General features: G+C 65.3%; 25 protein-coding genes and 1 tRNA gene. 14 read left to right on the top strand and 12 right to left on the bottom strand.

Going from position 1 to position 26,003, the window contains the following annotated elements:
- The first annotated feature begins 24 nt into the window (after positions 1-24).
- From ACZ1I5_RS02200 to ACZ1I5_RS02190, 3 genes are read left to right on the top strand one after another with little or no spacing between them, the layout of a single operon-like run.
- On the top strand, positions 25-936 hold the full coding sequence (locus tag ACZ1I5_RS02200) for a fatty acid desaturase (RefSeq protein ID WP_465172113.1): 912 nt from the start codon (positions 25-27) through the stop codon (positions 934-936).
- Positions 933-1,742, top strand: a complete 810-nt coding sequence (locus ACZ1I5_RS02195; RefSeq protein WP_465172112.1) for a phosphate/phosphite/phosphonate ABC transporter substrate-binding protein — start codon at positions 933-935, stop codon at positions 1,740-1,742. Before ACZ1I5_RS02200 ends, ACZ1I5_RS02195 begins: the two co-directional genes overlap by 4 nt.
- Positions 1,743-1,762: 20 nt before the next feature.
- Positions 1,763-2,968: a dipeptidase gene (locus tag ACZ1I5_RS02190; protein WP_465172111.1), complete on the top strand. Its 1,206-nt coding sequence runs from the start codon at positions 1,763-1,765 to the stop codon at positions 2,966-2,968.
- A gap of 526 nt (positions 2,969-3,494) precedes the next feature.
- Here the strand turns inward: ACZ1I5_RS02190 and ACZ1I5_RS02185 are convergent.
- From ACZ1I5_RS02185 to ACZ1I5_RS02145, 9 genes are all read right to left on the bottom strand, one after another.
- Positions 3,495-4,340 carry an IS3 family transposase gene (locus tag ACZ1I5_RS02185; protein WP_465169739.1) on the bottom strand — a complete coding sequence of 282 codons (846 nt, stop codon included), beginning with the start codon at positions 4,338-4,340 and terminating at the stop codon, positions 3,495-3,497.
- A 23-nt stretch (positions 4,341-4,363) separates the two neighbouring features.
- Positions 4,364-4,774 carry a transposase gene (locus ACZ1I5_RS02180; RefSeq protein WP_465169738.1) on the bottom strand — a complete coding sequence of 137 codons (411 nt, stop codon included), beginning with the start codon at positions 4,772-4,774 and terminating at the stop codon, positions 4,364-4,366.
- Positions 4,775-5,229: 455 nt separating this feature from the next.
- Positions 5,230-5,904 (bottom strand): transposase, encoded by a 675-nt coding sequence (locus ACZ1I5_RS02175; RefSeq protein WP_465172110.1) that lies wholly within the window; start codon positions 5,902-5,904, stop codon positions 5,230-5,232.
- Positions 5,905-6,043: 139 nt separating this feature from the next.
- Positions 6,044-6,916 carry a DUF4231 domain-containing protein gene (locus ACZ1I5_RS02170; RefSeq protein ID WP_465172109.1) on the bottom strand — a complete coding sequence of 291 codons (873 nt, stop codon included), beginning with the start codon at positions 6,914-6,916 and terminating at the stop codon, positions 6,044-6,046.
- A gap of 33 nt (positions 6,917-6,949) precedes the next feature.
- On the bottom strand, positions 6,950-8,227 hold the full coding sequence (locus ACZ1I5_RS02165; RefSeq protein ID WP_465172108.1) for a tetratricopeptide repeat-containing protein: 1,278 nt from the start codon (positions 8,225-8,227) through the stop codon (positions 6,950-6,952).
- Positions 8,228-8,320: 93 nt separating this feature from the next.
- Positions 8,321-8,737: a TIR domain-containing protein gene (locus ACZ1I5_RS02160; RefSeq protein ID WP_465172107.1), complete on the bottom strand. Its 417-nt coding sequence runs from the start codon at positions 8,735-8,737 to the stop codon at positions 8,321-8,323.
- Between the two features lie 475 nt (positions 8,738-9,212).
- A tRNA-Pro gene (locus ACZ1I5_RS02155) sits at positions 9,213-9,289 on the bottom strand.
- A 445-nt stretch (positions 9,290-9,734) separates the two neighbouring features.
- A complete protein-coding gene (locus tag ACZ1I5_RS02150; protein WP_465172106.1) occupies positions 9,735-10,406 on the bottom strand; it encodes a hypothetical protein in 672 nt (223 codons plus the stop codon).
- 61 nt (positions 10,407-10,467) lie between these two features.
- The gene (locus ACZ1I5_RS02145; RefSeq protein ID WP_465172105.1) at positions 10,468-10,791 is read right to left on the bottom strand and encodes a putative quinol monooxygenase; all 324 of its coding nucleotides are present in this window, start codon (positions 10,789-10,791) and stop codon (positions 10,468-10,470) included.
- Between the two features lie 157 nt (positions 10,792-10,948).
- Here ACZ1I5_RS02145 and yajC point away from each other — a divergent pair, with 157 nt between their 5' ends.
- From yajC to ACZ1I5_RS02120, 5 genes are read left to right on the top strand one after another with little or no spacing between them, the layout of a single operon-like run.
- Positions 10,949-11,275, top strand: coding sequence for a preprotein translocase subunit YajC (yajC, locus tag ACZ1I5_RS02140; protein WP_465172104.1), 327 nt, complete (start codon positions 10,949-10,951; stop codon positions 11,273-11,275).
- Positions 11,276-11,279: 4 nt separating this feature from the next.
- Complete coding sequence (gene secD / locus ACZ1I5_RS02135; protein ID WP_465172103.1) at positions 11,280-12,863, top strand: protein translocase subunit SecD; 1,584 nt, start codon at positions 11,280-11,282, stop codon at positions 12,861-12,863.
- Between the two features lie 12 nt (positions 12,864-12,875).
- The gene (secF, locus tag ACZ1I5_RS02130) at positions 12,876-13,841 is read left to right on the top strand and encodes a protein translocase subunit SecF (RefSeq protein WP_465172102.1); all 966 of its coding nucleotides are present in this window, start codon (positions 12,876-12,878) and stop codon (positions 13,839-13,841) included.
- 21 nt (positions 13,842-13,862) lie between these two features.
- Positions 13,863-14,234: an MTH938/NDUFAF3 family protein gene (locus ACZ1I5_RS02125; RefSeq protein ID WP_465172101.1), complete on the top strand. Its 372-nt coding sequence runs from the start codon at positions 13,863-13,865 to the stop codon at positions 14,232-14,234.
- A gap of 57 nt (positions 14,235-14,291) precedes the next feature.
- Positions 14,292-15,479 (top strand): DUF3089 domain-containing protein, encoded by a 1,188-nt coding sequence (locus ACZ1I5_RS02120; protein WP_465172100.1) that lies wholly within the window; start codon positions 14,292-14,294, stop codon positions 15,477-15,479.
- Here ACZ1I5_RS02120 and ACZ1I5_RS02115 read toward each other — a convergent pair whose 3' ends face one another.
- Positions 15,480-16,304 (bottom strand): class I mannose-6-phosphate isomerase, encoded by an 825-nt coding sequence (locus tag ACZ1I5_RS02115; protein ID WP_465172099.1) that lies wholly within the window; start codon positions 16,302-16,304, stop codon positions 15,480-15,482. It abuts the gene before it with no gap.
- A 113-nt stretch (positions 16,305-16,417) separates the two neighbouring features.
- Between ACZ1I5_RS02115 and ACZ1I5_RS02110 the strand changes: the two genes are divergently transcribed.
- Together ACZ1I5_RS02110 and recN are read left to right on the top strand one after the other, a co-directional pair.
- Positions 16,418-17,233 (top strand): outer membrane protein assembly factor BamD, encoded by an 816-nt coding sequence (locus ACZ1I5_RS02110; protein ID WP_465172098.1) that lies wholly within the window; start codon positions 16,418-16,420, stop codon positions 17,231-17,233.
- 18 nt (positions 17,234-17,251) lie between these two features.
- Positions 17,252-18,916 carry a DNA repair protein RecN gene (gene recN, locus ACZ1I5_RS02105; protein ID WP_465172097.1) on the top strand — a complete coding sequence of 555 codons (1,665 nt, stop codon included), beginning with the start codon at positions 17,252-17,254 and terminating at the stop codon, positions 18,914-18,916.
- A gap of 6 nt (positions 18,917-18,922) precedes the next feature.
- Here recN and ACZ1I5_RS02100 read toward each other — a convergent pair whose 3' ends face one another.
- Entirely contained in the window at positions 18,923-19,234 is a 312-nt protein-coding gene (locus ACZ1I5_RS02100) for a hypothetical protein (RefSeq protein WP_465172096.1), read from the bottom strand.
- Positions 19,235-19,582: 348 nt separating this feature from the next.
- On the opposite strand from ACZ1I5_RS02100, the gene ACZ1I5_RS02095 reads away from it, so the two are divergent.
- The 4 genes from ACZ1I5_RS02095 to ACZ1I5_RS02080 all read left to right on the top strand — a co-directional run bounded on the left by ACZ1I5_RS02095 (position 19,583) and on the right by ACZ1I5_RS02080 (position 25,141).
- Entirely contained in the window at positions 19,583-19,789 is a 207-nt protein-coding gene (locus tag ACZ1I5_RS02095; RefSeq protein WP_034159288.1) for a cold-shock protein, read from the top strand.
- Positions 19,790-20,062 (top strand): hypothetical protein, encoded by a 273-nt coding sequence (locus tag ACZ1I5_RS02090; RefSeq protein WP_465172095.1) that lies wholly within the window; start codon positions 19,790-19,792, stop codon positions 20,060-20,062.
- A gap of 178 nt (positions 20,063-20,240) precedes the next feature.
- Positions 20,241-22,337: an NAD-dependent DNA ligase LigA gene (ligA, locus tag ACZ1I5_RS02085; RefSeq protein ID WP_465172094.1), complete on the top strand. Its 2,097-nt coding sequence runs from the start codon at positions 20,241-20,243 to the stop codon at positions 22,335-22,337.
- A gap of 149 nt (positions 22,338-22,486) precedes the next feature.
- On the top strand, positions 22,487-25,141 hold the full coding sequence (locus ACZ1I5_RS02080) for a TonB-dependent receptor (RefSeq protein WP_465172093.1): 2,655 nt from the start codon (positions 22,487-22,489) through the stop codon (positions 25,139-25,141).
- A gap of 96 nt (positions 25,142-25,237) precedes the next feature.
- Here ACZ1I5_RS02080 and ACZ1I5_RS02075 read toward each other — a convergent pair whose 3' ends face one another.
- On the bottom strand, positions 25,238-25,828 hold the full coding sequence (locus ACZ1I5_RS02075) for an HD domain-containing protein (RefSeq protein WP_465172092.1): 591 nt from the start codon (positions 25,826-25,828) through the stop codon (positions 25,238-25,240).
- Positions 25,829-26,003: the final 175 nt, after the last annotated feature.

Here is a 26,003-nt window from a genome sequence, read left to right as displayed (position 1 = left end):
ACCTTGGGAAAGGCCCCGCACCGCATGATTTTGTCTCGCCCGCCGTTCATCACCCCGACCGTTCGACCTATCGGCTGGCCGACCATCGCCATCGCTGTGGCGATCTATGGCGGCTGGATCGCCGCGACGCTCTGGCACGCCTCGATCCCCGCCCCGCTGCTCGTGCTGATCGGCGGCTGGCTGCTCGCCTGGCACGGATCGCTGCAGCATGAGACGATCCATGGCCACCCGACCGGCATCCGCTGGATCGACGGCGCGATCGGCTTCGTCCCGCTGTCGCTATGGCTTCCCTATCGGCTCTATCGCAGCAGCCATATCGCCCATCATGCCAGCCCGGCGATCACCGATCCGCGCGAGGACCCCGAATCCCGCTATGTCGACCGGCGCGGCGGGATCGACTGGGTCGCCGCCCGGCTCCAGTCGACGCTGCCCGGCCACCTGCTGCTCGGCCCGCCAATCGCGATCGCCAAATTCGCGCGCGAGGAAGTCCGTCGCGCCCGGTCGGCGCCGCTCGCGGTCCTGCGCGATTGGGTGCCCCATCTGCTGGCGGTCGCGCTGCTGCTGGTCTGGCTCGACCATGTCGGGCTCGGCATCGGCCGCTACCTGCTGTGCTTCGTCTATCCCGGCATGGCGCTCACCAACCTGCGCTCCTATGCCGAGCACCGCGCCGATCTCGCCACCAGCGGGCGCGCCGCGACGGTCGAGCGGGGCGGCCCGCTGGCCCTGCTGTTCCTCAACAACAACCTCCATGCCGCGCATCACGACCGCCCCGGCCTGCCCTGGTACCGGCTGCCGGCGCATCACCGCGCGCACCGCGCCCGCCTGATCGGCGACGGCACGGTGCGCTATGCCGGCTATGGCGAGATCGTCCGGCGCTTCTCGCGCGACGCGCATGACGTGCAGCTTCACCCCCATCATGGCGATCAGCGGGCATGAGGACCGGCATCGCCTCGCTCGGCATGTACGATCATGGCCGCCAGCGGGCGGCGAACGACCGGCTCTGGGCGGAACTCGCGCGCATCCTGCGCGACCGCGGCATCCCGGGCGTGCCCGACCGGCTCGATCGCACCCGCTCGGTCCAGGACAGCTGGCATGATCCCGACCTGCTGTTCGGGCAGATCTGCGGCTTCCCGCTGGTCACTGACGACTCGCTCGCCCTGCGCGTGCTGGCGCTCCCGGTCTATGATGCGCCGGGCTGTAGCGACGCGCTGCACCACAGCCTGCTCGTGACTCGCCAGGGCGACGCGACGACACTCGACGCCTATCGTGATCGCCGGGCCGCGATCAACGATCGCCATTCCAACACCGGCCTGAACCTGTTCCGCGCCGCCATCGCGCCGCTTGCCGCCAATGGCCGCTTCTTCGCCGAGGTCCGCGAGACCGGGGCGCACCGCCAGAGCCTCAGCGCGATCGTCATGGGGGAGGCCGATATCGCCGCGATCGACGCGGTCAGCTTCGCGGCGATCGCGCGCGCCGAACCCGAGCTGACCGAATCCCTCCAGACCATCGCCACCACCGCCAGTTCGGCCACGCCCCCGTTCGTGACCTCGCGCAACACCGGCATCGAGACCGTCGCTGCGCTGCGCATCGCGCTGGCGCATGTCGCCGCCGATCCCGGCCTCGCCGACACCCGCGCCGCGCTGTTCCTGGCGGACATCGTTCCCGGCGGCGTCGACCGGTTCGCCCCGCTTCGCACGCTCGAAAGCGACGCCGCCGCCGCCGGCTACCCCGAATTGCGCTGACTCAAGCAAAGGAATTGACCATGCGGTTCATGATATCGGCGCCCATCGCCCTGGTTGCCGCCCTGCTCGCCACCACCCCGCTCGCGGCGCAGAATATCGTGTTCGACCCCCATATCGATCTTCCCAAATCGGCGGTGGCGCCGGGCTGGTCGGGCCTGTCCGATCCGGGTTCGCAATTCGATCTGGTCCGTGCCCGCAAGGGCGGACTGACCACCGCGGCCATCGCGCTGTTCGTCCCGCAGGGCGCCCGCGATCCCGCCACCCTCGCGGACGCCCAGAAGGCTTTCGTCGCCCGCGACGCGGCGATCCACGCCATTGCCGATCGTAATCCCACCCTTGCCGGCTTCGCGCGCAGCCCGGCCGATGTCCGCCGCATCGTCGCGAGCGGCAGGGTCGCGGTGGTCGAGAGCCTGTTGAACGCCTGGCCGCTCGGCGACGACCTGAACGCCTTCGACCGCTGGCACGCGCGGGGCGTCAGCATCCTCGGCTTCGTCCATGCCGGGCACAACCAGTTCGCCGATTCCTCGCGCCCCGCGCTGCAACTGGGCGACCGGCCCGCCGAACATCAGGGCCTGTCGCCGCTCGGCCGCCAGGCGGTGAAGCGCCTCAACGACCTCGGCGTGCTGATCGACGTCTCGCAATTGTCGGATCAGGCGTTCGACCAGGTGCTGGCGCTCAGCCGCGCGCCCGTCATCGCCACCCATAGCGACGTCCGCGCCCTGGTCGACACGACACGCAACCTGAGCGACGCGCAGCTCGATGCGCTGAAGGCAAAGGGCGGTGTGATCGGCATCAACGCGTTCAGCGCCTATCTGCGCGCGCGGAGCCCGGCCACCCTGAAGGCGGTCGCTGCCCTTCAGGCCGAATTCGGCCTTTCCCCCGCCGGCGGCACGCTCCTCTCGCCCGATCGCCAGGCCGACTATGACCGGCGCTACCACGACATTGTCGGCCAGGAGCCGGTCGCGACGGTGTCCAACCTGGTCGACGCGGTGGATTATGCCGTGAAGCGGATCGGCATCGACCACGTCGCGCTCTCGTCCGACTTCAACCATGGCGGCGGCGTCACCGGCTGGGCGGATGTGGGCGAGACCGCCAATGTCACGACCGAGCTGAAACGCCGCGGCTATTCGCCGGAAGCGATCGACAAGCTGTGGGGCGGCAACGTCCTACGGGTCTGGCAGGCCGCGATCAACGCGCGCGACTCCGCCTACCGGCCGGGCGGCTGATCCGGATCAGACGCTGTTCAAGGCAGAGGCGGCTCGAATGTACCGGTAGCGCGGAACGGCACGTGTCACCGTTTAATAGGTGCCGTTTGTCTGCATCGCTCGGCGAGCGTCGGCGGCGATCAGATCTAATCTGCGGTGCGACCTTTGGCCGCTCGCGCTCCGAACGTCGTTGAGCGATTTGACCTCGACATCACACGGCGGGCCGGCAGTCTGCCGCTCCTTCCCGGTATCGTCCGGGGTGTCGGCTATGCCCTTCGTCCAGGCAACCGTGGATCGGCCGCTGTCGACCGTGTTGCGGACATAGAAGCATGGTGTACCTTTGCTCCATGGGCAAACATCAATGGCAAGTACTCGCGTTGTCGTTCCTGGTCGCAGGTTGCTCGAGCGGGCCTTCGTTCGGGAATCGCCAAGCAAGCCAAGTCGGCGGAGACCCCGAATATGGCGACACGACGCCAATTAAGGGCAAGGCCATGTTTGGAGTGCACCCCAGTGTTGAGACACGATAATTAGGGACAGCGCGTTGCTGTCATGGCGAGGGGCTGCTGCGCAGCACCCCTGGCGACATTTCTTCATACTCGTCCGGTGACAGATAGGCCAAGGCGGAGTGCAGGCGCTGTCGGTTGTAGACCTGCTCGATGAAGGCGCCGATCTCGGCCCTGGCATGCGCGAGATCGCGGTAGTCTGCGCCGTTTACCTGCTCCTGCTTCAGCGTCTTCATGAAGCTCTCGGCCATCGCATTGTCATACGGGCAGGCGATCCGGCTCATGCTGGGCAGGATACCGACGGCCTCCAGACGGGCGATGTAATCGCCACACGCGTACTGAACGCCGCGGTCGGAGTGGTGGACCAGCGCACCCGATACGACCGGGCGCCGCTCCAGCGCCATCGCAAGCGCATCGAGCGCCAGCTCCGCGCGCAGGTGATCCGCCATTGCCCAGCCGACCACCTTGCGACTGAACGCATCGAGGATCACCGCGAGATAGACGAACGCCTCGGCCAGGCGGACATAGGTGATGTCCGCCACCCACAGCTGATTGACGGCGGTGGGCATCAGATGACGCGCCAGGTTGGGCCACACCCGCCAGCCATGGCGCGAGTCTGTGGTGGCCGGCCGGAACAGTGGCTTCCTCAGGCACAGCAGGTTGTCCTCCCGCATCAGGCGAAGCACGCGCTTGTGGTTGATGACCCAGTCATCGCGCCTGAGCAGCGCTACGATCCGGCGATAGCCGTAATGCCGGTGCGTGATGCAAAGGCGTTGCAGCCGATCGCGCAGCGCCGTCTCCTCGACCTTGGGGGCGCTATCGTGCCAACGCCGATAGAAAGCGGCCCGGCTCACCAGAGAGAGCCGGCACAACTGCTCCACCGACAGCATCGATCCACAGCCTTGCAGACCTGTCATCGCCTGAATCTGGGCGATGACCCCGTCACGCCATTGCCGTCGCTCGGCTGACGTGACGCCTCGATACGCTGCAAGGCACCCCTGAAAAAATCCAGCGCCACCTGCTGCTCGCCGACCTTGCGCTCCAGCTCGGCAATCTGCTGCCGCGCTTCGCTCAGGTCACGCGCGCGCGCCGCCGGACCTCGCGCCAGCGCCATCGCTGCCTTCTCCACGCCGTTGGGGCGGCCGGGGCCATCGCGTAGCGCTTCTTCGCCACCATCGCGAACCGCATCACGCCAACGGTACAGGATCGTCCGCTTGATCCCCAACTCGCGCGATAGCGCCGTCCCGCTCTCGCCCGCCGCCATGCGAGCGACCACCTCCAGCTTGAACGCTCGGCCAAATCTTCGTCGAACAATCTTGGACATCAAACCCTCCTCCAAAAGGGCTGTCCCTAATTTTACTGTCTCAATCTAGGGGTGCACTCCAGTTCGGCTTCGAGCAGAGCGCCGTCGTGTTCTGCCCTGAGGCTCGGGAAAACTGCTCGGCACCTGTGCACGGTGATGGCACGGACGACATGAGCAGATATTGCTGGCTAGAGTTCACCGACAGCGCGCGGGCGGATCGCGAACGGCTGCGCAAGGCCAGCGGACAGTCACAAGATGCTGGCGAATATTGGATGGAAGGCAAGGGCCGAATCGCCCGGAAGCCTGGCGCTTTCGGGCATCTGGCAATGTATCCTTGCCAGGTTGAGATGACTAACATTTGGAAGTTCGAAGTTGGCCCTCCGTGGTTTTTTGCGCCACCGCCCGAATCAGTGAAGAGCGTTCGCTGACCACCACCTGTTGCCGTTCACCAATTACGGTGACACGTGCAATAACCCCTAAACTCCATCTCCACCCTTCGGTACGGGCCCACGCTTGCGCGGCGCGAGGGCCATGCCGGTACGGGCCTCCATATCGGCGAGCCACGCCTTCGACCCAACCGGACGGCCGACACTTTCCGCGCGGCGCAGAGCTGCATAGCTCAGCACCTCGTCGAACTCCTCACCCAGGAAAGCGGCGAAATCACCCACGCGATCGAGCCCCGGCACCACATCGACGAAGCGGTCGCTCGCGCCGGCGATGTGCGCTGCCGTGCTGGACCATCGCCAGTCCTCGGGCCGCTCGACCAACCGCGCCCGGACCGGATTGAGCGCGACATAGCGCAACGCCCCGACCAGATGCGCTTCGTCCATCGCGACCGAGCTGAATCGCCCCTGCCACAAATGCCCCGTCACCCGCATCCGCGCATTGATATAGCCGGTATAGTGGCGGTGGACGTGGCGAAAGGTACGGCGCAGTCCGTCCTCATCACCCGGCACGGCGATGATGTGCACGTGATTGGGCATCAGGCAATAGCCCCAGATGGCTACCTGCGATCGCCCCGCCGCTTCGGACAGAAGATCGAGGTAGAGTTCATAATCGCCATCCTCGAAGAACACCGGCTCGCGACGGTTTCCCCGCTGCGTCACATGATGCGGAAGGCCAGGAAGCACGATGCGGGGAAGTCGGGCCATTTGCCGAGGTTAGCAAGCCGCTTGGTAGAGTAAAGGGATTGTTGCACGTGTCACCGTAATTAGCGCTCGCCAGTAGGGCGCTTCGCAGGCTTCAAAGTAGCAGCCGCCGGCGATGACGATTGGTTCCACGACCGCTCTATCAATTCGGACGGTTTTGCAGGGCCGATCGTCTGGCAAGCCACTGCGTGTGTTCACGGGAGAACGCCTCCTCAGCGTCGTCGATGAAGATCGATAACGCGGCGTCATCCGCGATCTCGGGAGCACGAGACTTCAATATTCCGATCTCGGTGGCGGTGAGCCCGTAAGAGGCGCCCAACTCATTGAACCGCTTGATCTGCATCCATCCGAGAACGGAGGCGCCGAGGAGGATCAGCGGATCGGGATGGGCGTAGATCCACTGGGGCTGGTCCAGCCGGATCAGGAGGACGACGAACGCGATCACGTACAAGCAGCCGAGGATGACCGCAAATCTCCGGCCCGCGGTCGAATTCAACTTAGATTTTCGGCTGTACCAATCGAGCTGGTCCTCCACGCGGTCCCGCATGTAGACATCCAGCCGTTCAGATCGGGGCAGCATGCGGACCGCCTCCATCTCGCCGGTGATCTGGTCGCCTCCGGCGCCACCGTTGCCGAACTGCGAGCCCACGCTGCGGTTCGCGTCGAGCAGCTCCTGCAGCATCTGACGCAGACGGCGCCTATCCTCCCCGTCGTGCTCGAAGGGTCTGGCGACCATGGCGAATTTCCACGTGGTGGTTTTCACCGATTCTGCCAAAGCGCGCGCCTGATACCAGCGCTTTTCGGGCTTCAGGACTGATCGGACGACAAGCGTAGCGAGCGCAGCCCCCAGCAACACGCCGTACAGAATGATGTAGCGCCCGTCCGGGATCATGTTCACGCTGAGAACGCCAACCGCTAGGAGCGCTGCATATTCCGCAAGCACTAGACTGAAGTAGAGCGACTGCTGACGGTCGGAGGCGCGATCCGCCACGGCATGGAGAGCGGGGAACTTCATGGCACCTGCCTGCCGGCTTTAGTAACCATGGAGCTACAGCTCACCCGGCGACGGGATGTCGGCCACCGGTGCGTCCGGCGGACAAGCACCCCGGACATGGGCCTTGGAATCCTCATAGGTCTCGATCTCCCAGATTGCCGGCTGCTCCGCCATGAACCTCCCTTCGAACTGATCGCCCTCGTGCGGCTTGCCGAGTGCGTATGCGCAGTTCGCAAGCGTCGCCAACACCCAGCGCTTGTCGGATCGGTCATCGAAGGACGGTGTTTCAATGAGGAGCGATAGGGTTTCGAACAGTACCGTCCGAACCTTCCGGGCGCTCAAGCGGTCATATAAGGCTTCGTCCGGATCGGCCTGCAACACCTGCCTGAACTCGTAACACAGCGCCAAATTCTCGCCATTGTAGTAGTCCCGCCGGACCTCGAAGCCGCGTCCGTAATAGCGGATGGCGGCATCGAGCTGAGCACGATCGCCCGTCAGATGCCAGAGGCGCTTGCGTATTGCACCGGTGATCCCGAGAGTCTCCGGATCGTTGGACGCGTCGGGGCTCAACTGATCCATGATCCGCAGACCTGCGATCAACGCTTCCAACGGCGAAGGCTTCTTCGTCTTGTAGGTCGCAAGACCCAGCTGCTGGGTGATGAACGGATCCGGACCCTTTAGATGGGAGGCAGCCTGAAACGCTTCGACCGCGCCCTCGGGGTCGCTGGCCTTCATCGCCGCCTCTCCCCTTTGCATCAGTTCCGAAAGCCTCTCCTGCGCGGCCTCAGTCTCGTCAACCAGATCCGAGAACTCCTCTTCGCTGAGCTTGGGCTGCATGAGCCGCGGAAGATAGGTGTAGACGGGGCTGTCCGTCCTGCCTGACGCCATGACCTCTTTAATCAGGATCCCCAGGTCGCGGGTGGCGCGCTGGGCTTCACGCGCCCCGATATCTTCACCAAGGTGATCGTACTCGAAGGTGTTGACGTGGTTCAGGTCGAAATAGAGCCTGCCCTCGCGCTCTTTCATGATGATGGTGCAGTTTGGCCGCAGCGCATGCCGCACCCCGAGCTCGTACACTGCGTTGACGTTACCCGTCGAAATGTCGGCGATGACGAGATCGGACCGAAGCAGCATCTCGTACATCGGCGTGTCAATGATGCCGGAATGCGTGATCTCATCCGCCCTAATGCACCGCAGGTTATGCTTAGTTGCGGCTGGTTCGATGATCGCCTCGTAGGTCGCATCCAAATCGATCGTCCGCCCGGATTCAAAGTCAGTCTTCTTACCGAAACCCATCACAACGAAACATATGGCACGACTATCTTCGGTCATACGATCACCACCGATAAATCCCTGATGACGGTGAGCGCGCCGGATCGACCGCGCGAGGGGCGGTCGAGCCGGCAGGCGCCGATTATCCGCGAATCAGTATCCGACTTTCGCGTCGTTGAGTGCATCGACGATCCGGTCCCGTTCGAAGCTGGTCGCCCAAGAGGTGCCGACGTTCAACAGACCCGCAGGCGTGACGTTGCCCTTATTCAGCTTCACCGCAGCCAGCTTGAGCTTGATGTCGGACTGTTTCGCACGGGCAATCTCCCAAGCCATCCAATCACTGGTACTGCTCTTCTCGCCCACAATTACCAACAGATGCGTGGCAGACTTCAGCAATTTCGTCAAAGATGCCTTGATTACCCCGGCATCGTCACTGTTAATCGGGACATTTGGCCCGCGACTGTCGAACTCGAAATCAAAATTCGCGTTAGCGTCCCATGCTTGTAGAAGACGTTTGTATAGAGCGTCTTCCGAATGGTCGTAGCTAACGAAAACTTTTGTTTTTGCCATTTCGGCCCCCTGCCTATCTCGGTTGTATAATTTGTCGATGCGTGACGATCTACGGCCTAGGCTTGGACCCGTCTTACACGCCTGGCAAGTTTCAATAGGTTCCATCCTGCTTTTTCTTGCTCGCACTCCTTACGCTGAGCCTTCCGGCGGGTCCTTAAGGCCGCGTGGCCGAATTGACCGCCAGCACCGCCGAAGCTTGGAAAGCGACGACCAGTCCCCGACATTATGATGACCGGATCGGCCAGAGTCTCGCCCGCATATGAACGAACGCGCGTTATCGCTGTCGGATCGCTCCAAAGCGGACCGACTGCTTTCCCCCACTTTAAGACATTGTGCAGCGCTTGACTCCCATGCTTGCCAACGCCGCTTTGAGGTTGGCGTTCACTGAGAGTTTGTACGCCACCCATACAAGGCGCGCGCAGGGAAACGGGCACTTCCGATGCCCGCGCAACAATCGAAACGGTGTGAGAAATCTTGGTCGGGGCGACAGGATTCGAACCTGCGACCCCCACACCCCCAGTGTGATGCGCTACCAGGCTGCGCTACGCCCCGACCGAGGGTGGGGCACATATGCGGGTGACGCGCCGGATGCAAGCGCGGAAGGTGCCCGGCAATCGCAGGTCGAAATCGGCGCGGCGCGCCGCGGATCGATTCAACCCGCGCGAAGATCGTGCCACAGCGCGGGTGGCGGGTGCAGCCTGCATGCCCGCCTGCTGTTTCTCATGACCGCGACTCTGTTGGACGATGTCCGGTCCCCGCCCCGACGAAGATCCTCGCTGTTATCGGAGGGCCCGTTCCCTGTTATGCGCGGCCCGTTCGCTGTTATGCAGGAACAGGGATGATCCCACCAATATACTGATATATAAAGATAATATATCCAACAAAACTGGACAAAAACAGGAAAAGAAAATATCTTCCCTGTTCCTTCGCTGTTATCGCTCGATAACAGCGAAGGGTCGCCGGCCATGCTGTTGGACGAAACCGCGATGCGCGCGCGCTAGTCCCTGATCTGCCCCAGCGGCAGCAGGCGCTTGGCCAGCGCCTTGACCAGGCGCGGGTCGCCGCCCTTGAGCGCATTGACCATTTCGACCGCGCGGCGCTGCATCATCCGGTCGAGCGGCGTGGGCGTCGTGCCGCGGATGGCGGCCTCGGCCAGCGACGCGCCGCGTGCATCGGCCGGATCGATCGACAGCCGCAGCAGCGCGGCGAGTCCGGTGAACAGCGCCCGATCCCCGCCGAGCGCGACGGCGCGGTCGGTCGCCTCATAGCCCGTCACCTTGCGCGCGCCGAGCACGGCGCGGGCGGTCAGCCCGCCCAGCGCCTCGACCGCGTCGATATGCCAGCCGCCCAGCGCCGCCTGCGCCTCGGGGTCGCGCGGGTTGCGCGCGACCAGCGCCTCGAACTGCGCGCGCGATGCGAGGGCGTCGCTCCGGCTCTTGGTCAGCTTGGCGCGGTATCCGATCGCCATCGCCCGGGTAAGCAGCGCGTCGCCGTCCCCCGGCGCCCGGGCCAGGATCGCATTGGCATCGTCCACCACGGCGGCGAGTTGCACCAGGACAGCCGCCTTGTCGCGCACGGTGAAGACGGTCTGAGTCAGCGCATCGCGCGCCGGGGCGGAGGTCGCCGCGGCGGGCGCGAGCAGGAGAAGGGCGATCGCGGCTTTCAACATGGTCCCGTTGGTAAGCCGCCGCCGGAACGACGGGCAAGCCCGATTCGGCTCGTTCGCCCCCTCAGTCCCCAATGTCATTCCCAATGAGCGTCTTCCAGAACTGGCCATCCCACGCCTTCACGCTGATCTCCTTGATGTCGAAGCCCCCCAGGCTCTTGCCGAACGCCTTCTGGTGATCCGCGACGCCATGCGCGGCGATCGCTTCGGCCGAGGCCCAGCGTTCGGAGATGCGGATCAGGTCGGGGTCGCCCGCGTCATGGGCGAAATTGTAGAATTCGCAGCCATCCTCGGCACTGGTCGTCGCCATATGCTCGACGAGCAGCGCGCGAAGCTTCTCGCCTTCCCCGCTGCCGGTCCGGATATGTCCCAATACGATGATGGTCATGGCGCCGCTCTCCCCCTGTGCCTGTCAATGCCGGGCCCGCCCGCACGGGCAACCCATGTTGCGTGACCACCGGACAAGTGATAGCGCGCGGCGCTTATAGAGTGGGTCTTTTCCCTTTCGATACCCCAGCCATTTCGGCCAAGCCATTCAGGATGCCATGTTCGCAACCCCAGCCTATGCCGCCACCGGCGCCGCCTCGAGCGGCGGTTCCTTCCTGGTGCTCATTCCCTACCTGCTGCTCATCCCGGTCTTCTATTTCCTGGTGCTGCGCCCGCAGCAGCAAAAGGCCAAGGCGCACCGCGCCACGCTGGACGCAGTGAAGAAGAATGATTCGGTCGTGACCGCAGGCGGCTTGGTCGGCAAGGTGACCAAGGTCGACGAGCGTTTCGTCGAGGTCGAGATCGCCCCCACCGTCAAGGTGCGCGTGGTCAAGGCGATGCTGGCGGAGGTCACTCCGTTCGGTACCAAGCCGGCGAACGACTGATCCGATGCTTGATTTCCCGCGCTGGAAGGTCACCTCGATCCTGGTGCTGCTCGCCGCGCTGATGGCGCTGGCGATCCCCAGCTTCGTCCCGGAAAACTATACGAAGAGCTGGATGCCCCGGATCAACCTGGGTCTCGATCTCGCCGGCGGCAGTCATTTGTTGCTGGAGGCGGATACCGACGCGTTCCTCGCATCGCGGCTCGACAATATGAGCCAGCAGATCTCGAGCACGCTCAAGCGAAGCCCGCGCATCGAGATCGGCGACATCTCGTCGAAGGACGGCAAGCTCAGCTTCTTCGTCCGCGACGTCACCCAGATCGACGCCGCGCGCGAACGCCTGTTGCCGCTCGCCGGCAGCGGCGCCGGCTTCACCGGCCAGCGCGTCTGGGACATCAGCGTGGTCGACGGGACCCGCTTCGTGGTCACGCCGAGCAAGGCGGGCAGCGATCAGGCCATCAACCAGGCGATGGACGACACGACGGAGAATATCCGCCGCCGTATCGACTCGCTCGGCACCAAGGAGCCGACGATCGTCCGCCAGGGCGGCAACCGTATCCTGGTCCAGGTGCCCGGCCTGCAGAATCCGCAGCAGCTGAAGGACCTGATCGGCAAGACCGCCAAGCTCGAATTCAAGATGGTCGACGATTCGGTCGGCAACGGGCCGATCACCAAGGATACCGTGGCGCCGATCGGCAGCCAGGTCCTCCCCTATCCCGAAGGCGGCGGCTACATCGTCGTGAAGCGCCAGGTGATCCTGACCGGCGGACAATTGACCGAGGCCAGCCAGGGCTTCGACCAGCAGAGCAATGCGCCGATCGTCAACTTCAAGTTCAACAGCGAAGGCGGCAACAAGTTCGCGCGGATCACGCAGCAATTCACCGGTCAGCGCTTCGCCGTGGTGGTCGACGATAACGTGATCTCCGCGCCGCGGATCAACACGCCGATCCTCGGCGGCAGCGGCTATATCGAAGGCAGTTTCACCGTCGCCTCGGCGAACGAACTGGCGATCGCGCTGAAATCGGGCCAGCTCGCGGTGGGCGTGAAGGTCGTCGAGGAACGCACCGTCGGCCCCGATCTCGGCAAGGAATCGATCCATGCCGGCATCCTGGCCTCGGCGATCGCCGCCGCCGCCGTGATCGTCTTCATGTTCGTCACCTATGGCCGCTTCGGCGCCTATGCCAACCTCGCGGTCATCATCAACGTGTTCGTGATCCTCGGCGTCATGGCGGTGTTCGGCAGCACGCTGACCCTGCCGGGCATCGCCGGCTTCGTGCTGACGATCGGCACCGCGGTCGACGCCAACGTGCTGATCAACGAGCGTATCCGCGAGGAGCGGCGGCGCGGCCGCACCGTCATCCAGGCGGTCGAGCTCGGTTACAAGGAAGCCAGCCGCACCATCTTCGAGGCGAACATGACTCACGCCATTTCGGGCGTCATCATGCTCGCGATGGGGTCGGGTCCGGTCAAGGGTTTCGCCGTCGTGCTGCTGATCGGCATCTGCACCTCGGTGTTCACCGCCGTCACCTTCACCCGCATGCTCGTCGTGCTCTGGGTCCGCCGCACGCGCCCCAGCGACATCCACATCTGATCGGGCAGCATCATGCGTCTCCTCAAACTCGTCCCCGACAACACCAACCTCCCCTTCGTCTCGCTGCGCGCCTGGGCGTTCGGCCTGACGATCGCGCTGTCACTCGCCTCGATCGCGCTGGTCTTCGTCAACAAGCTCAATTTCGGCGTCGATTTCATCGGCGGCCTGATGATCGAGGAGAAGTTCCAGACGGACCCGAACCTCGACAAGCTGCGCTCGACGATCGAGCGGCTGCAGGTCGGCGAGGTCCGTCTCCAGCCGATCGGCGACAACAAGACCATCTCGATCCGCGTGCCCCTGCCCAAGAGCGATGATCCGGGCGCGACCAACGCCGTCGTCCAGCAGGTCCAGGCCGCGGTGGTCAAGGACTTCCCCGATGCCCGCTTCTCGCGCCAGGATACGGTCAGCGGCAAGGTATCGGACGAATTGCTGTGGAAGGGCGGCCTGGCCGTCGCCCTCGCCATCCTCGGCATCGGCCTGTTCGCGATCTTCCGCTTCGAATGGCAGTTCGGCGTTTCGACCGTGGTCGCGATCGTCCACGATCTGCTGATGACCCTGGGCTTCTTCGCGCTCACTCAGTTCGAGGTCGACCTGAACATCGTCGCCGCCGTGCTCACCATCATCGGCTATTCGATCAACGACAAGATCGTCATCGACGACCGCATCCGCGAGAATATGCGCCGCTATCGCAAGATGGACATGCCGCACATCATCGATCTTTCGGTCAACGAGACGCTGCCGCGCACGGTGATGACCTCGGTCACCATCCTGCTCGCGCTGTTCGCGATGCTGATCTTCGGCGGCCATGTGCTGCGCGGCTTCACTGCGGCGATGATCCTCGGCATCTTCGTCGGCACCTATTCGTCGATCTACGTCTCGTCCTCGCTGCTCATCTCGCTCGGCCTGCGCGCCGAGCCGAAGGCGGACGATACGCCAGGGTCGAAGCCGGAACGGGTCGCCTACAAGGACATGCCCTGACGTCTGTCGGGGGTACCCGTCATGCGCATGGATAAGGGCCAGCAGACCGACGGGCCGATCATCTCGGCCTTTTCGAGCGGCGGCTTCAAGGTCGATGACGGCGTCTATCGCGCGCTGCTGATCTCGCCGGTGCGCGCCGATGGCTGGGCGCCGCCGCCGCTGGCGGAACTGCGCGCCGACGATGTCGCGCCGCTGCTCGCGCTCGATCCCTTCCCCGAGTTCCTGCTGCTCGGCACCGGCCCGGCGCTGGTGCGCCCGCCGCTCGCCTTTGTCCGCGCGATCGAGGCGCGCGGGCTCGGCATCGAGGCGATGGACAGCCGCGCCGCGGCCCGCGCCTGGGCGGTGCTGCGCGGCGAGGGCCGATGGATCGCGGGCGCGCTCTACCCGCTTTGACCGGCGCGAGACGTCAGGATATCATGCCCCAAGCTTGAAGCTGGGGGGAGAGATCGCATGAAGCTGCTTGCCGGACTGGCGCTGCTCGCCATATCTTTGTTCACCGTTACCGCCGCCGCGCAGACGGCGCCCGCGCCACCCCCCGCACCCGCACCGGATTATGCCCAGGACTCGGCATGGCTCTGCCGGCCGGGCCGTGCCGATGCGTGCGCGGTCAATCAGGACGTCACCGTCATCCAGGCCAATGGCAAGAGGAAGATCGAGAAGTTCAAGCCGGCGCCCGCGCCGCAGTTCGACTGTTTCTACGTCTACCCGACCGTCTCCAACGATGCGACGCCCAACAGCGACATGACGCCGGGGCCGGAGGAACTCGCCGTGGCGGCGGCACAGGCGGCACGCTTCGCGTCGGAATGCCGGGTGTTCGCGCCGCTCTATCGCCAGGTCACGCTGACGGCGCTGCGCGCCTTCATCACCGGCCAGCCCGTGACGATGGACCGCGACATGCCGGTCAGCGACGTGACGGCGGCGTGGAACGACTATCTGGCCCGCGACAACAAGGGCCGCGGCGTGGTGCTGATCGGGCACAGCCAGGGCTCGCTCGTCCTGAAGGCGCTGATCGCCAGGACGATCGAGACCTCTCCGGTCCGCCGCAACATCATCTCGGCGATGCTGATCGGCGCCAATGTCGCGGTGCCGCCGGGCAAGGATGTCGGCGGCGATTTCAAGCGGCTGCCTTTGTGCCGCAAGGACGACCAGTTCAATTGCGTGATCAGCTACGCCAGCTTCCGCGCCGACTCGCCGCCGCCGGCGAACAGCCGTTTCGGCAAGGTGCCCGATGCCGGCATGGTCGCCGCCTGCACCAACCCCGCCGCGCTCGGCGGCGGCAAGGTGGTGACCGACGCGATCCTCGGCGCCAAGGGAGCCGGCACCGGCAGCGCGCCGATGGGCCCGTGGACCAGCGACAACCTGCCGGTCACCACGGCGTTCGTGAAGGTGCCGGACCTGATCTCGGCCGAATGCGTGTCGAAGGACGGGTTCGACTATCTCGCCGTCACGGTGAACGCCAACCCGACCGACCCGCGCACCGACACGATCGTCGGCGACGTCTCGGTCGGCGGGGTCATCCTGAAGGACTGGGGCCTGCACCTGATCGACATGCCGGTGGAGATGGGCAATCTCGTCGACCTCGCCGACCGCCAGGCCGCGGCGTGGCGGGGCACGCCCTACAAGCCCAGGCGGCGCTGATCAGAGGCGCTTGTCGCCGGGATAGGCGAACAGCAGGTCGCTGCCCGGCGACGCCGCGATCTCGCAGCGTCCCGCGAAGATCAGGCATTCGCCGGCCTTCCACGCCACGCCGTCCGCCACGCCCTCGCCGGCGATCGGCACGAACCAGCCCGTCACGCCTTCGGGCAGGGTCACCACGCGGTGTCCGGCCGGCCAGCGTTCGAGGACGAATTTCGGCCCCTCGGCCAGGATGATGCGGTCGTCCGGCGCCGGCGCCGGCGCAGGCAAGGGTACGAAGGGCACCGGATCGGAGACCGCGACGCCCGCATCCAGATGGAGCTCGCGATCGCTGCCATAATCATAGAGGCGATAGGTCAGATCGACATTCTGCTGGACTTCGATCAGCGTGATGCCGGCGCCGATGGCATGAACGGTGCCGGCCTCGGAATAGATGAAGTCCCCCGCCTTGACCGGTTTCCAGTCGAGCAGATGCTCGATCGAGCCGTCGAGCGAGGCAGCGCGAAGCGCGTCCTTCGTCATCGGCGCCCTGGTGCCAAGCGCGATCGTCGCGTCGGGCTCGGCCGCGAGGATCACCCAGGCTTCGTCCTTGCCGCGCGGATAGCCCGCCGCGCGCGCCGATGCGTCGTCCGGATGGACCTGGACCGACAGCTTCTGGCTGGTGAAGAGATACTTGATCAGCAGCTCGGGCTCGCCGGCATGCGGCGTCTGGAACCACACTTCACCGATCGGGTCGGCGCCCGGCGCGGGATCGGGAAAGCCCGGCCACAGGTCGTGCCGCCCCCATGGTTTCTCAACGCGCTTGGTGGCGAGCAAAGTGGCGGTCATGCATGTCCCCTGGGAATGATGTTCGATAGCACCAACGTATCTCGCTCGCCATCCGATCCCGCCGCGCGAAAAACGTTGTTCGGGCGGGAGGGCTTGGGCTAAGGATCGCTGTGATGCGTATCCCCCTGTCCCGCTCGATCGCGCTTGCGCTTGTTGCCGCTTCGGCGTTCACCGTTTCCGGCTGTGCCGGCAAGGGCGCGAAAAGCGACATTCCCTATGTCGCCCGCGATGTGGGCACGCTCTACACGACGGGCAAGAACCGGCTCGACCGCAAGCAGTACAAGCTTGCCGCGGCGCTGTTCGACGAAGTCGAGCGCCAGCATCCCTATTCGATCTGGGCGCGCCGCGCGCAGCTGATGAGCGCCTTCTCCTATTATCTCGACCGTGACTACACCAACTCGATCCAGTCGGCGCAGCGCTTCATCTCGGTCCATCCGGGCAACCGCGATGCGCCCTATGCCTATTACCTGATCGCGCTCGGCTATTACGAGCAGATCAGCGATGTGACCCGCGACCAGAAGATCACCCAGCAGGCACTCGATTCGCTCGGCGAACTGACCCGGCGCTATCCCAACAGCCGCTATGCCGCCGATGCGCGGCTGAAGATCGATCTCGTGCGCGACCATCTCGCCGGCAAGGAGATGGAGATCGGCCGCTTCTACGAGACGCGCGGCCAGTGGCTGTCGGCGACGATGCGCTTCCGCCGCGTGGTCGACGATTACCAGACGACGACTCATGTGCCCGAGGCGCTGATGCGGCTGACCGAAACCTATCTCGCGCTCGGGGTGCCCGAGGAAGCGCAGAAGGCAGCGGCCGTGCTCGGCGCCAACTATCCGGGTACCGACTGGTATCAGCGCGCCTACAAGCTGATGCAGGAACATCCGGTGAAGGCAGCCTCCGCCGCCGTGCCGGCCAAGACGGGCGCCTGACGCGGCGCTTATGCCGCGATGCTGACATCCCTGTCGATCCGCGACGTCGTGCTGATCGAGGCGTTGGACCTCGATTTCGGCGACGGCCTGGGCGTGCTGACCGGTGAGACCGGCGCGGGCAAGTCGATCCTGCTCGATGCCCTGGGCCTTGCGCTCGGCGCACGCGGAGAGAGCGGACTGGTGCGGCAGGGCGCGTCCCAGGCCGTGGTCAGCGCGAGCTTCGACACGCCGCATGCCGATGGCCCGATCGCCTCGCTGCTCGCCCAGAACGGCCTCGACATCGACCCGGGCGAACCGCTGATCATCCGCCGCATCGTCAAGTCCGATGGCGGCAGCCGCGCGTTCGTCAACGACCAGCCCGCCTCTGCCGGGTTGCTCCGCGAACTGGCGGTGCATCTGGTCGAGATCCACGGCCAGCATGACGATCGCGGCCTGCTCAACCCGCGCGGGCACCGATCGCTGCTCGACGCGTTCGGGCGCATCGATGCCGGCCCCGCCGCCCGCGCGCACCGCGCCTGGCGCGAGGCGGAGGATGCGCTGGCGGTGGCCCGGGCCGAACTCGACACCGTCGCGCGCGACCAGGAATGGCTCGAACATGCGGTGGCCGAACTGACCGGGTTCGAGCCCGAGCCCGGCGAGGAAGAGATCCTCGCGACCCGACGCGCCGGCATGCAACGCGGCGAGAAGATCGCGGGCGACCTGCAGGCGATCGCCGACCTGCTCGAAGGATCTGAGGGCGGGCTTGCCCGGCTGCGCCAGGCGGCGCGGGTGCTCGAGCGGGTGTCCGGGGATCATGACGCGCTGGGCGAAGCGCTGGCGGCGATCGACCGCGCGCTGGTCGAGGGCGGGCTCGCGCAGGAGAAAGTCGATGAGGCAGCCGAAGCGCTCGCCTTCGACCCATCGCAGCTCGAAGCCGACGAGACCCGGCTGTTCGAGCTGCGCGCGCTGGCCCGCAAGCACCGGGTACAGCCCGACGACCTCGCCGCGCTCGCTGCCGACCTGGCCGGCAAGCTGGAGCGGATCGAAAGCGGCGGCGCGGGGATTGCGGCGCTGGAGCGTGTCGTCACCGAGGCCGCGCGCGCCTATGAGGCCGAGGCGGATGCCATCACAGCCGCCCGTACCGAGGCGGCCGCCCGGCTCGATGCCGCGGTCAAGGGCGAGCTGGCGCCGCTCAAGCTCGATGCCGCGCGCTTTCGCACCATGGTCGCGCCCCTCGGGAACGACCTATGGAGCGCCTCGGGCAAGGACCGGGTCGAGTTCGAGATCTCGACCAATCCGGGCGCCCCGTTCGGCGCATTGGCCAAGATCGCCAGCGGCGGCGAGCTGTCGCGCTTCATCCTGGCCCTCAAGGTCGCGCTGGCCGAGCAGGGCAGCGCCGCAACGATGATCTTCGACGAGATCGACCGCGGCGTCGGCGGCGCGGTGGCGAGCGCGATCGGCGAGCGGCTCGCTCGGCTCGCAGCGAACACCCAGTTGCTGGTGGTGACTCACAGCCCGCAGGTCGCGGCGCGCGGGCGCCATCACCTCCTGATCGCCAAGAGCCATGACGGCTTGGTCACCCGCACCGGGGTGGTGCAACTCGACGACAGTGCCCGGCGCGAGGAGATCGCCCGGATGCTGTCGGGCGCGACGATCACCGACGAAGCGCGGGCCCAGGCCGAACGATTGCTGGAGGCCGCCTGACCCCGCTCAGAACGGGAATTTCAGCGTCACCATGATGCGCTTGTCGGGCTTGCCGTCGGGGCCCCGAGTCCCTTGCGCATAGATGTTGCCCTGGCCTCCCCCGATCCGGAAGCCGGTGCCGGGCCCTCCGACGGGATCATAGCGATGGCTGAGCGGACGCAGGCGGAACTGTTCCTGCGGCTCGGGGCGGCCGCAGACGACGATGTCGCCGTCCTCTTCGGCGCGTTCGGGGCAGCGGGTCGGATTGCGGCGCGGGGCGGGCGGGTCCGCAACGGGGCCAGCGGCGGCCTGGAGCATCGCCAATAGTGCCGCGATCATGGCTGCCCCTTCAACCGAGAGGCCGAACAACATCATGATAAAAGGGCCGGAACATGGCCGCTTCATTACGATGCGACTTTTCCGCAAAGCTGTGCTATAGCGCTGTCATCTCGCGATTCCGCCCACAAGCATCGCGTGACTGAGAGACCTTCGCGCTCCCGCTTGCCAAGCTGTTGGATCGCTCTTCTGGTTCTCTCTCCAATCTCCATTCGCACCGCTTCCGTGTTCACGGAGTAGCGCGCTCGTCCTCGGATGCGCCGGCCGGGGCCGGACGGTGCTCCGCTCTCTCTTCTCGGCCCCAAACCGGTGCAAGGCGATGCCACCACCGGGCTACCCAAGGAAATACTTATGCCGATCGGCACCGTAAAATTCTTCAACGCCGACAAGGGCTATGGCTTCATCGCGCCGGAAGGCGGCGGGAACGACGCCTTTGTGCACATCAGCGCCGTTGAAGCGGCCGGCATGCGCACGCTCGATAAGGAGCAGCGCGTGTCGTACGAGCTCGAGCAGGACCGTCGCGGCAAGATGTCCGCGGTCAACCTCGCCAGCGCGTAAGTGACGGGCGGGCGCCGGCCATGGCCGGCGCCCCTTCCCGCCTCCCCCGACCTGCGGAGAAGTCATACGAATACCACCGCCCTGTTCTATCGCGATCGTGCCCGTCAGGCGGAAGCCGATGCGAATGCCGCAACCCTGGACAATGTCCGCTCGCGCTGGCTGCGTGCCGCAAAAGCCTGGGACGAGATGGCCAGCCGTGCCGAGAAAACGGCCGAGCGCCGCTCCGTCAACGAAGAAGCCAAGATGGTCGCGGAGATGATGGAGGACGATTGATCGTCCCCTCCAACAGCGACTCGCATTACCGCCGTTGCCGGCGTCTTATTTTCTTCCTCCGTTAAGGTGGATTTCGGCGCCGGAATCAGGCGCCCTTTCAGTGGCGACCTGGCCCGGTGCCGCCGCCACACTGATGCGGATCGTTGAATCGCCCTGCCGCCTCCGCTAGCGCTTGGCCATGAGCACGACCCCGTCCGCCCCGCTCCCCGACACCGACGAGGACGCCGCTGCCGAGCTGAAACGGCTCGCCGGTGAGATCGCCCATCACAACAGGCTCTATCATACCGACGACGCGCCGGAGATTTCGGACGCCGATTATGACGCGCTGGTCCGGCGCAACAATGCGATCGAGGCGGCCTTTCCCGGCCTGATCCGCACCGATTCGCCCAATGCCCAGATCGGCGCCGCCCCATCCAGCCATCTCGCCAAGGTGGCGCATGCCAGGCCGATGATGAGCCTGGACAATGGCTTTGCCGATGAGGACGCGACCGAATTCGTCGCGCGTGTGCGGCGGTTCCTGAGCCTGGCGGAAGACACGCCCGTAGCGCTCACCGCCGAGCCCAAGATCGACGGCCTGTCCTGCTCGCTGCGCTATGAGCTCGGCAGGCTGGTGCAGGCGCTGACCCGCGGGGACGGACAGGTCGGCGAGGACGTGACCGCGAATGTGCGCACCATCGACGACATTCCGGACAGGCTGCACGGCGAGGCACCCGACATTTTCGAGATCCGCGGCGAGGTCTATATGGCCAAGGCGGATTTCACCGCGCTGAATGCCCGGCTGCTCGCCGAGGCCGACGCGGCGGGCGACCCCGGCAAGGCGCGCCAGTTCGCCAATCCGCGCAATGCTGCAGCGGGATCGCTGCGGCAAAAGGATGCCATTGTCACCGCGAGCCGCCCCTTGCGCTTCCTTGCCCATGGCTGGGGCGAAGTGTCGGCGGTACCCGGCGAGACGCAATATGACGTGATCCGGGCGATCGAGGCCTGGGGCCTCCCGGTCAGCGACATGTTCGTGCGGGTCGAGGGCATCACCGAAGCGCTGGCGCAATATCGCAAGATCGAGGCGGCGCGCGCCGATCTGCCGTTCGATATCGACGGCGTGGTCTACAAGATCGACCGGCTCGACTGGCAGGCACGGCTGGGCGCGGTCGGCAGGGCGCCGCGCTGGGCATTGGCGCACAAATTCCCCGCCGAGCGTGCCCAGACCACGCTGGAGCGGATCGACATCCAGGTCGGTCGCACCGGCAAGCTGACCCCGGTGGCACGGCTGACGCCGGTCACGGTGGGCGGCGTGGTCGTCACCAACGCGACGCTGCACAACGAGCATGAGATCGCGCGACTGAACGTATGGCCGGGCGACCGCGTGGTGCTGCAGCGCGCCGGCGACGTGATCCCGCAGATCGTCGAGAATCTGTCGCGCGACGAGAGCCGGGGCAGCTGGCCGTTTCCGACGCTATGCCCCGAATGCCAGTCCGACGCCGTGCGCGAAGAAGGCGAAGTCGATGTGCGCTGCACCGGCGGGCTGATCTGCCCGGCGCAGCGCGTCGAGCGACTGCGGCATTTCGCGAGCCGGGGTGCGCTGGATATCGAAGGGCTCGGCGCGACCAGCATCGAATCCTTCTTCCATGACGGCCTGCTCCATGCGCCCGCCGATATTTTCCGCCTGAAGGACAAGCGCGAGGAACTGATCGGGCGCGAGCGCTGGGCGGAGACCTCGGTCGACAATCTGCTGGCGGCGATCGAGGCGAAGCGCAGCCCCGACCCGGCGCGCTTCCTGTTCGGGCTGGGCATCCGCCATGTCGGCAGCGTCACCGCGCGCGACCTGGTCAAGGCGTTCGGCACGGTGGAAACCGTTGCTGATGTCGCGACCCGCGCGGCGTCCGATGAAGAGGCGCGCGCCGAGCTGACCGCGGTGGAGGGAATCGGTCCGGTCGTCGCCGAGGCGCTGGTCGACTTCTTCGCCGAGGAGCATAACCGCGAGGCCTGGGCCGATCTGCTGAGCGAAGTCAGCCCCGCCGCCTATGTCTCCAATGTCCGCGCGTCCGAAGTGAGCGGCATGACATTGGTCTTCACGGGATCGCTGGAGACGCTGAGCCGGGACGAGGCAAAGGCCCAGGCCGAGGCTTTGGGCGCCCGGGTATCCGGCTCCGTCTCGGCCAAAACGGACCTTGTCATCGCCGGTCCGGGTGCGGGATCGAAGCTGAAAAAGGCGGCCGAACACGGGGTTAGGGTGATCGACGAAGCAGCCTGGGGTGAGATCGTCACCGCCGCCAAGTGATGCCTTTTTGCAACGCAGCATGACCGAATGCTGCACCCCCACTTGAAGAATCCCCCGTGTCATTTATCCGAAATATTCGAGTCGCATGGGGCCAGCGACGGCGAAACCGCCGAGCGATTCTTGCGACTGACGCCTCAAAGGGGAAAATCATGCGAAATAAACTTTTTATGGGCGTTGCGTTCGCAGCGCTGATGCTGCCGGGCGCCGCGTTCGCTCAATCCGCCGGTACGGTGGATTTCGAGGGTGGTGACATCGTCGTCACCGGCGCCCGCACCGACCGTGGCGTCGCCGGCGTGCAGATTCCCGATACGAGCAAGGCCAAGGGCGTCCTGACGCAGGAATTCATCAGCAAGCAGACCCCGGGCAACACGATCCTCGATACGATCAACCAGCTCCCGGGCGTCAGCTTCCAGAACAACGATCCGTTCGGCTCCGCCGGCGGCACCCTGACGATCCGCGGCTTCGATGCGAGCCGTATCTCGCTGACGTTCGACGGCGTTCCGCTGAACGACACCGGCAACTACGCGCTGTATGCGAACCAGCAGCTCGACCCCGAGCTGATCGACCAGGTCAATGTCAGCTTCGGCTCGACGGATGTCGACAGCCCCACGGCGGCCGCTTCGGGTTCCACCGTCAACTATCGCACGATCATGCCCACCGACGAGTTCGGTGCGCGCCTGCAGGGCTCGGTTGGCGACTATAATTTCTTCCGCGTCTTCGGCCTGGTCAACACGGGCGAATTCACCTCTTTCGGCACCAAGGCCTGGCTCTCCGCCAGCCACGCCGAGAACAATGTGGTGTTCAACAATTTCGGGCGGATCGACAAGGCGCAGTATAACGGCCGCGTCTATCAGCCGATCGGCAGCAATGGCGATTTCATCTCGGTCGCGGCGAACTACAACGTCAACCGCAACAACTTCTTCGGTTCGGCCCCGCTGCGGCTCGATTCGAACGTCTACACCTCCTCCATCGTAGGCGGCGTTCCGACACTGGTCCCCGGCGCGGTCCGCACCCCGGGCACCGGCTCGAGCAATCGCTTCCCGATCAGCCGCGACGAACTGCCGTACAATGTTCCGCGCTGCCAGGTCGATACGCCTCAGGCGGGTGTCCAGGACGCCACCAATACCTGCGGCACGACGTTCGACGAGCGCTACAATCCGTCGAACACCGGCAATATCCGCGTCAGCTCGCGCTTCACCCTCACGCCTGGCCTCGTCCTCACGGTCGAGCCGAGCTTCCAGTATGTGAAGGCCAATGGCGGCGGCACCGTGACCGGGCGTGAAGGCGTTCGCACGATCGGTGGCGTTTCCTACCAGGGCTTTGTCGGCGGCAATTATTATCTCGGCCGCGATCTCAATGGCGACGGGGACGTCCTCGACACCTGCACCCCGGCCGGCGCATCGTGCAGCGGCTTCACGGGCGTGACTTTCCTTGCGCCGAGCCAGACCGTCACGCATCGGTACGGCCTGATCTCGTCGCTGCGCTACGAGATCAACGACGATCACTCGGTCCGTATCAGCTATTCGCACGATTATGGCCGCCATCGTCAGACCGGCGAGCTTGCGCCGCTCCAGCAGAACGGCTTCCCGACAGACGTCTTCCCGATCAACAGCCCGGTCCGAAGCGCCAATGGCCGCATCGTCGAAAAGCGCGATCGCCTGTCGTTCGCGATCCTCGACCAGGTCGCCGGCGAATATCGCGGCACCTTCGGCATGCTGACGGTCAATGTCGGCGTCCGCGCACCGTTCTTCAAGCGCAACCTCAACAACTTCTGCTTTACCACTGCAGCGAACGGCAATGTCGACTGCCTTGGCCGCGGCAACAGCGCGGACAATGCGACCTACGCGACCGCCAATCCCGGGTTCGCGGCGCCGCAGAAGCGCACCTACACCTATAACCGCGTGCTGCCGAACGTCGGCGCGACCGTTAAGTTCGCCGATCACTTCACCGCTTATATCAATTATTCGAAGGGCTTGCAGGTTCCCGGCACGGACAACCTGTATCAGAGCTTCTTCTATGCGCTGAGCAATCCCGCAGCGCATCCGACGCCGGAGACCAGCGACAATTTCGACGCCGGCGTCCGTTACACGTCGAGCAAGATCCAGGCGACGATCAGCCCCTGGTTCACGCGGTTCACCAATCGCCTGGCGAGCGCGTTTGACGTGCTCACCGACCAGACGATCTATCGCAACCTCGGTCGCGTGGACAAATACGGCATCGACGGCAGCTTCGCCTATCGTCCGATCCCGGAAGTCTCGCTGTACGCCTTCGGTTCGTACCTGAAATCGGAAATCAAGAACAACGTGGTGATCGGCGAATGCACGGTCGTCACCGCGGCCTGCACCGCGATCGGTAACCCGATCTACGCCCTGACCCAGGGCAAGCGTGAGTCCGGTGCGCCGGTCTACACCTTCGGCGGCCGCATCCAGGGCAATCTGGGACCGGTCGAACTGGGCGTACAGGCGAAGCGGACCGGTTCGCGTTACCTGAACGACCAGAATCTGCCGAACCTCCAGTGCACGGCCTCGCTCGTCAACCAGGCGTGCCCGACGGCAACGGCGGTGGCTTATCAGGTCTATCCCGCCAAGACCCCGGCCTACACCCAGGTCGACCTGCAGGGTCGCCTGTCGATGGGCTGGGCCGGCCTCAACGACAAGACCTTCGTGCAGGTCAACGTGCAGAACCTGTTCAACACCTATTATGTCGGCGGCTTCACCGGCGGTTCGACGGTGCAGTACAATGTTCCGTTCGTTCAGATCGGCAGCCCGCGCGCTTTCATCCTGACGCTGAACACTCAGTTCTGATCGTCACGGGCTTCTAAAAAATCGGCCGCCGTCCCAATCGGGACGGCGGCCTTTTTTTGTCCGAAGATAGTCGTCGGAGCGATACGGCCGGCCGCGTCAGGCGACGTCGGTTGCCACCGCATAGACCGAGTTGATCGGCCGCGAGAACACGCGCCCGACCATCGGCTCGAAGAAGCTCAGCGGTGCGCTTTCATAGGCCGGGTCGAAGGCCGACTGATCGTATTTCTCGCAGAATTCGGCGCAGGCCTCGAAATGCGCATGGCCGCGGTAATTCTCGCGCAGATCCCGGTCCATCCCGAGATAGTGGAAGAAATAATAGCCCTGGAACACGCCGTGCGTGTTGGCGATCCAGTGCAGCTCCTCCGACACGAAGGGCCGGAGCATCGCCGCGCCGATCTCCGGATGGTTGAAGGTGCCGAGCGTGTCGCCGATGTCGTGGAGCAGCGCCATCACGACATAGGCCTCGTCCCGGCCGTCCTGGTGCGCGCGGGTCGCGGTCTGGCGCGAATGTTCGAGCCGGTCGACCGGGAAGCCGCCGAAATCGCCGTCGAGCAGCTTGAGATGGGTGAGCACGCGAGCCGGCAAGTCACGCGCATAATCACGGAAATGGCCGCCGATGATGTTCCAGTCCTGCTGGGTGCCCCCGCTCATCGCGGTGAATTGCGCGCGGTCCTGATGCTGGTTCATGCTTCTCTCTCTCCTTCGAGCTGAAGGGTTATTCGCATCCCGTTCGCACCTCCCTCCCTTCTCCCCCTGTGGGAGAAGGTGGCCCGAAGGGCCGGATGAGGGGGAGTGAGGTTCGGAACCGCAACGGCGCGTGTCCCCCTCACCCTTCCCATCGCTTCGCGATGGGCCCCTTCCC

Source organism: Sphingomonas sp. BL-S-30 (assembly GCF_055521475.1).
Note: the sequence above shows the minus strand (reverse complement) of the source record. Positions and strands in the feature narration are given on the sequence as shown.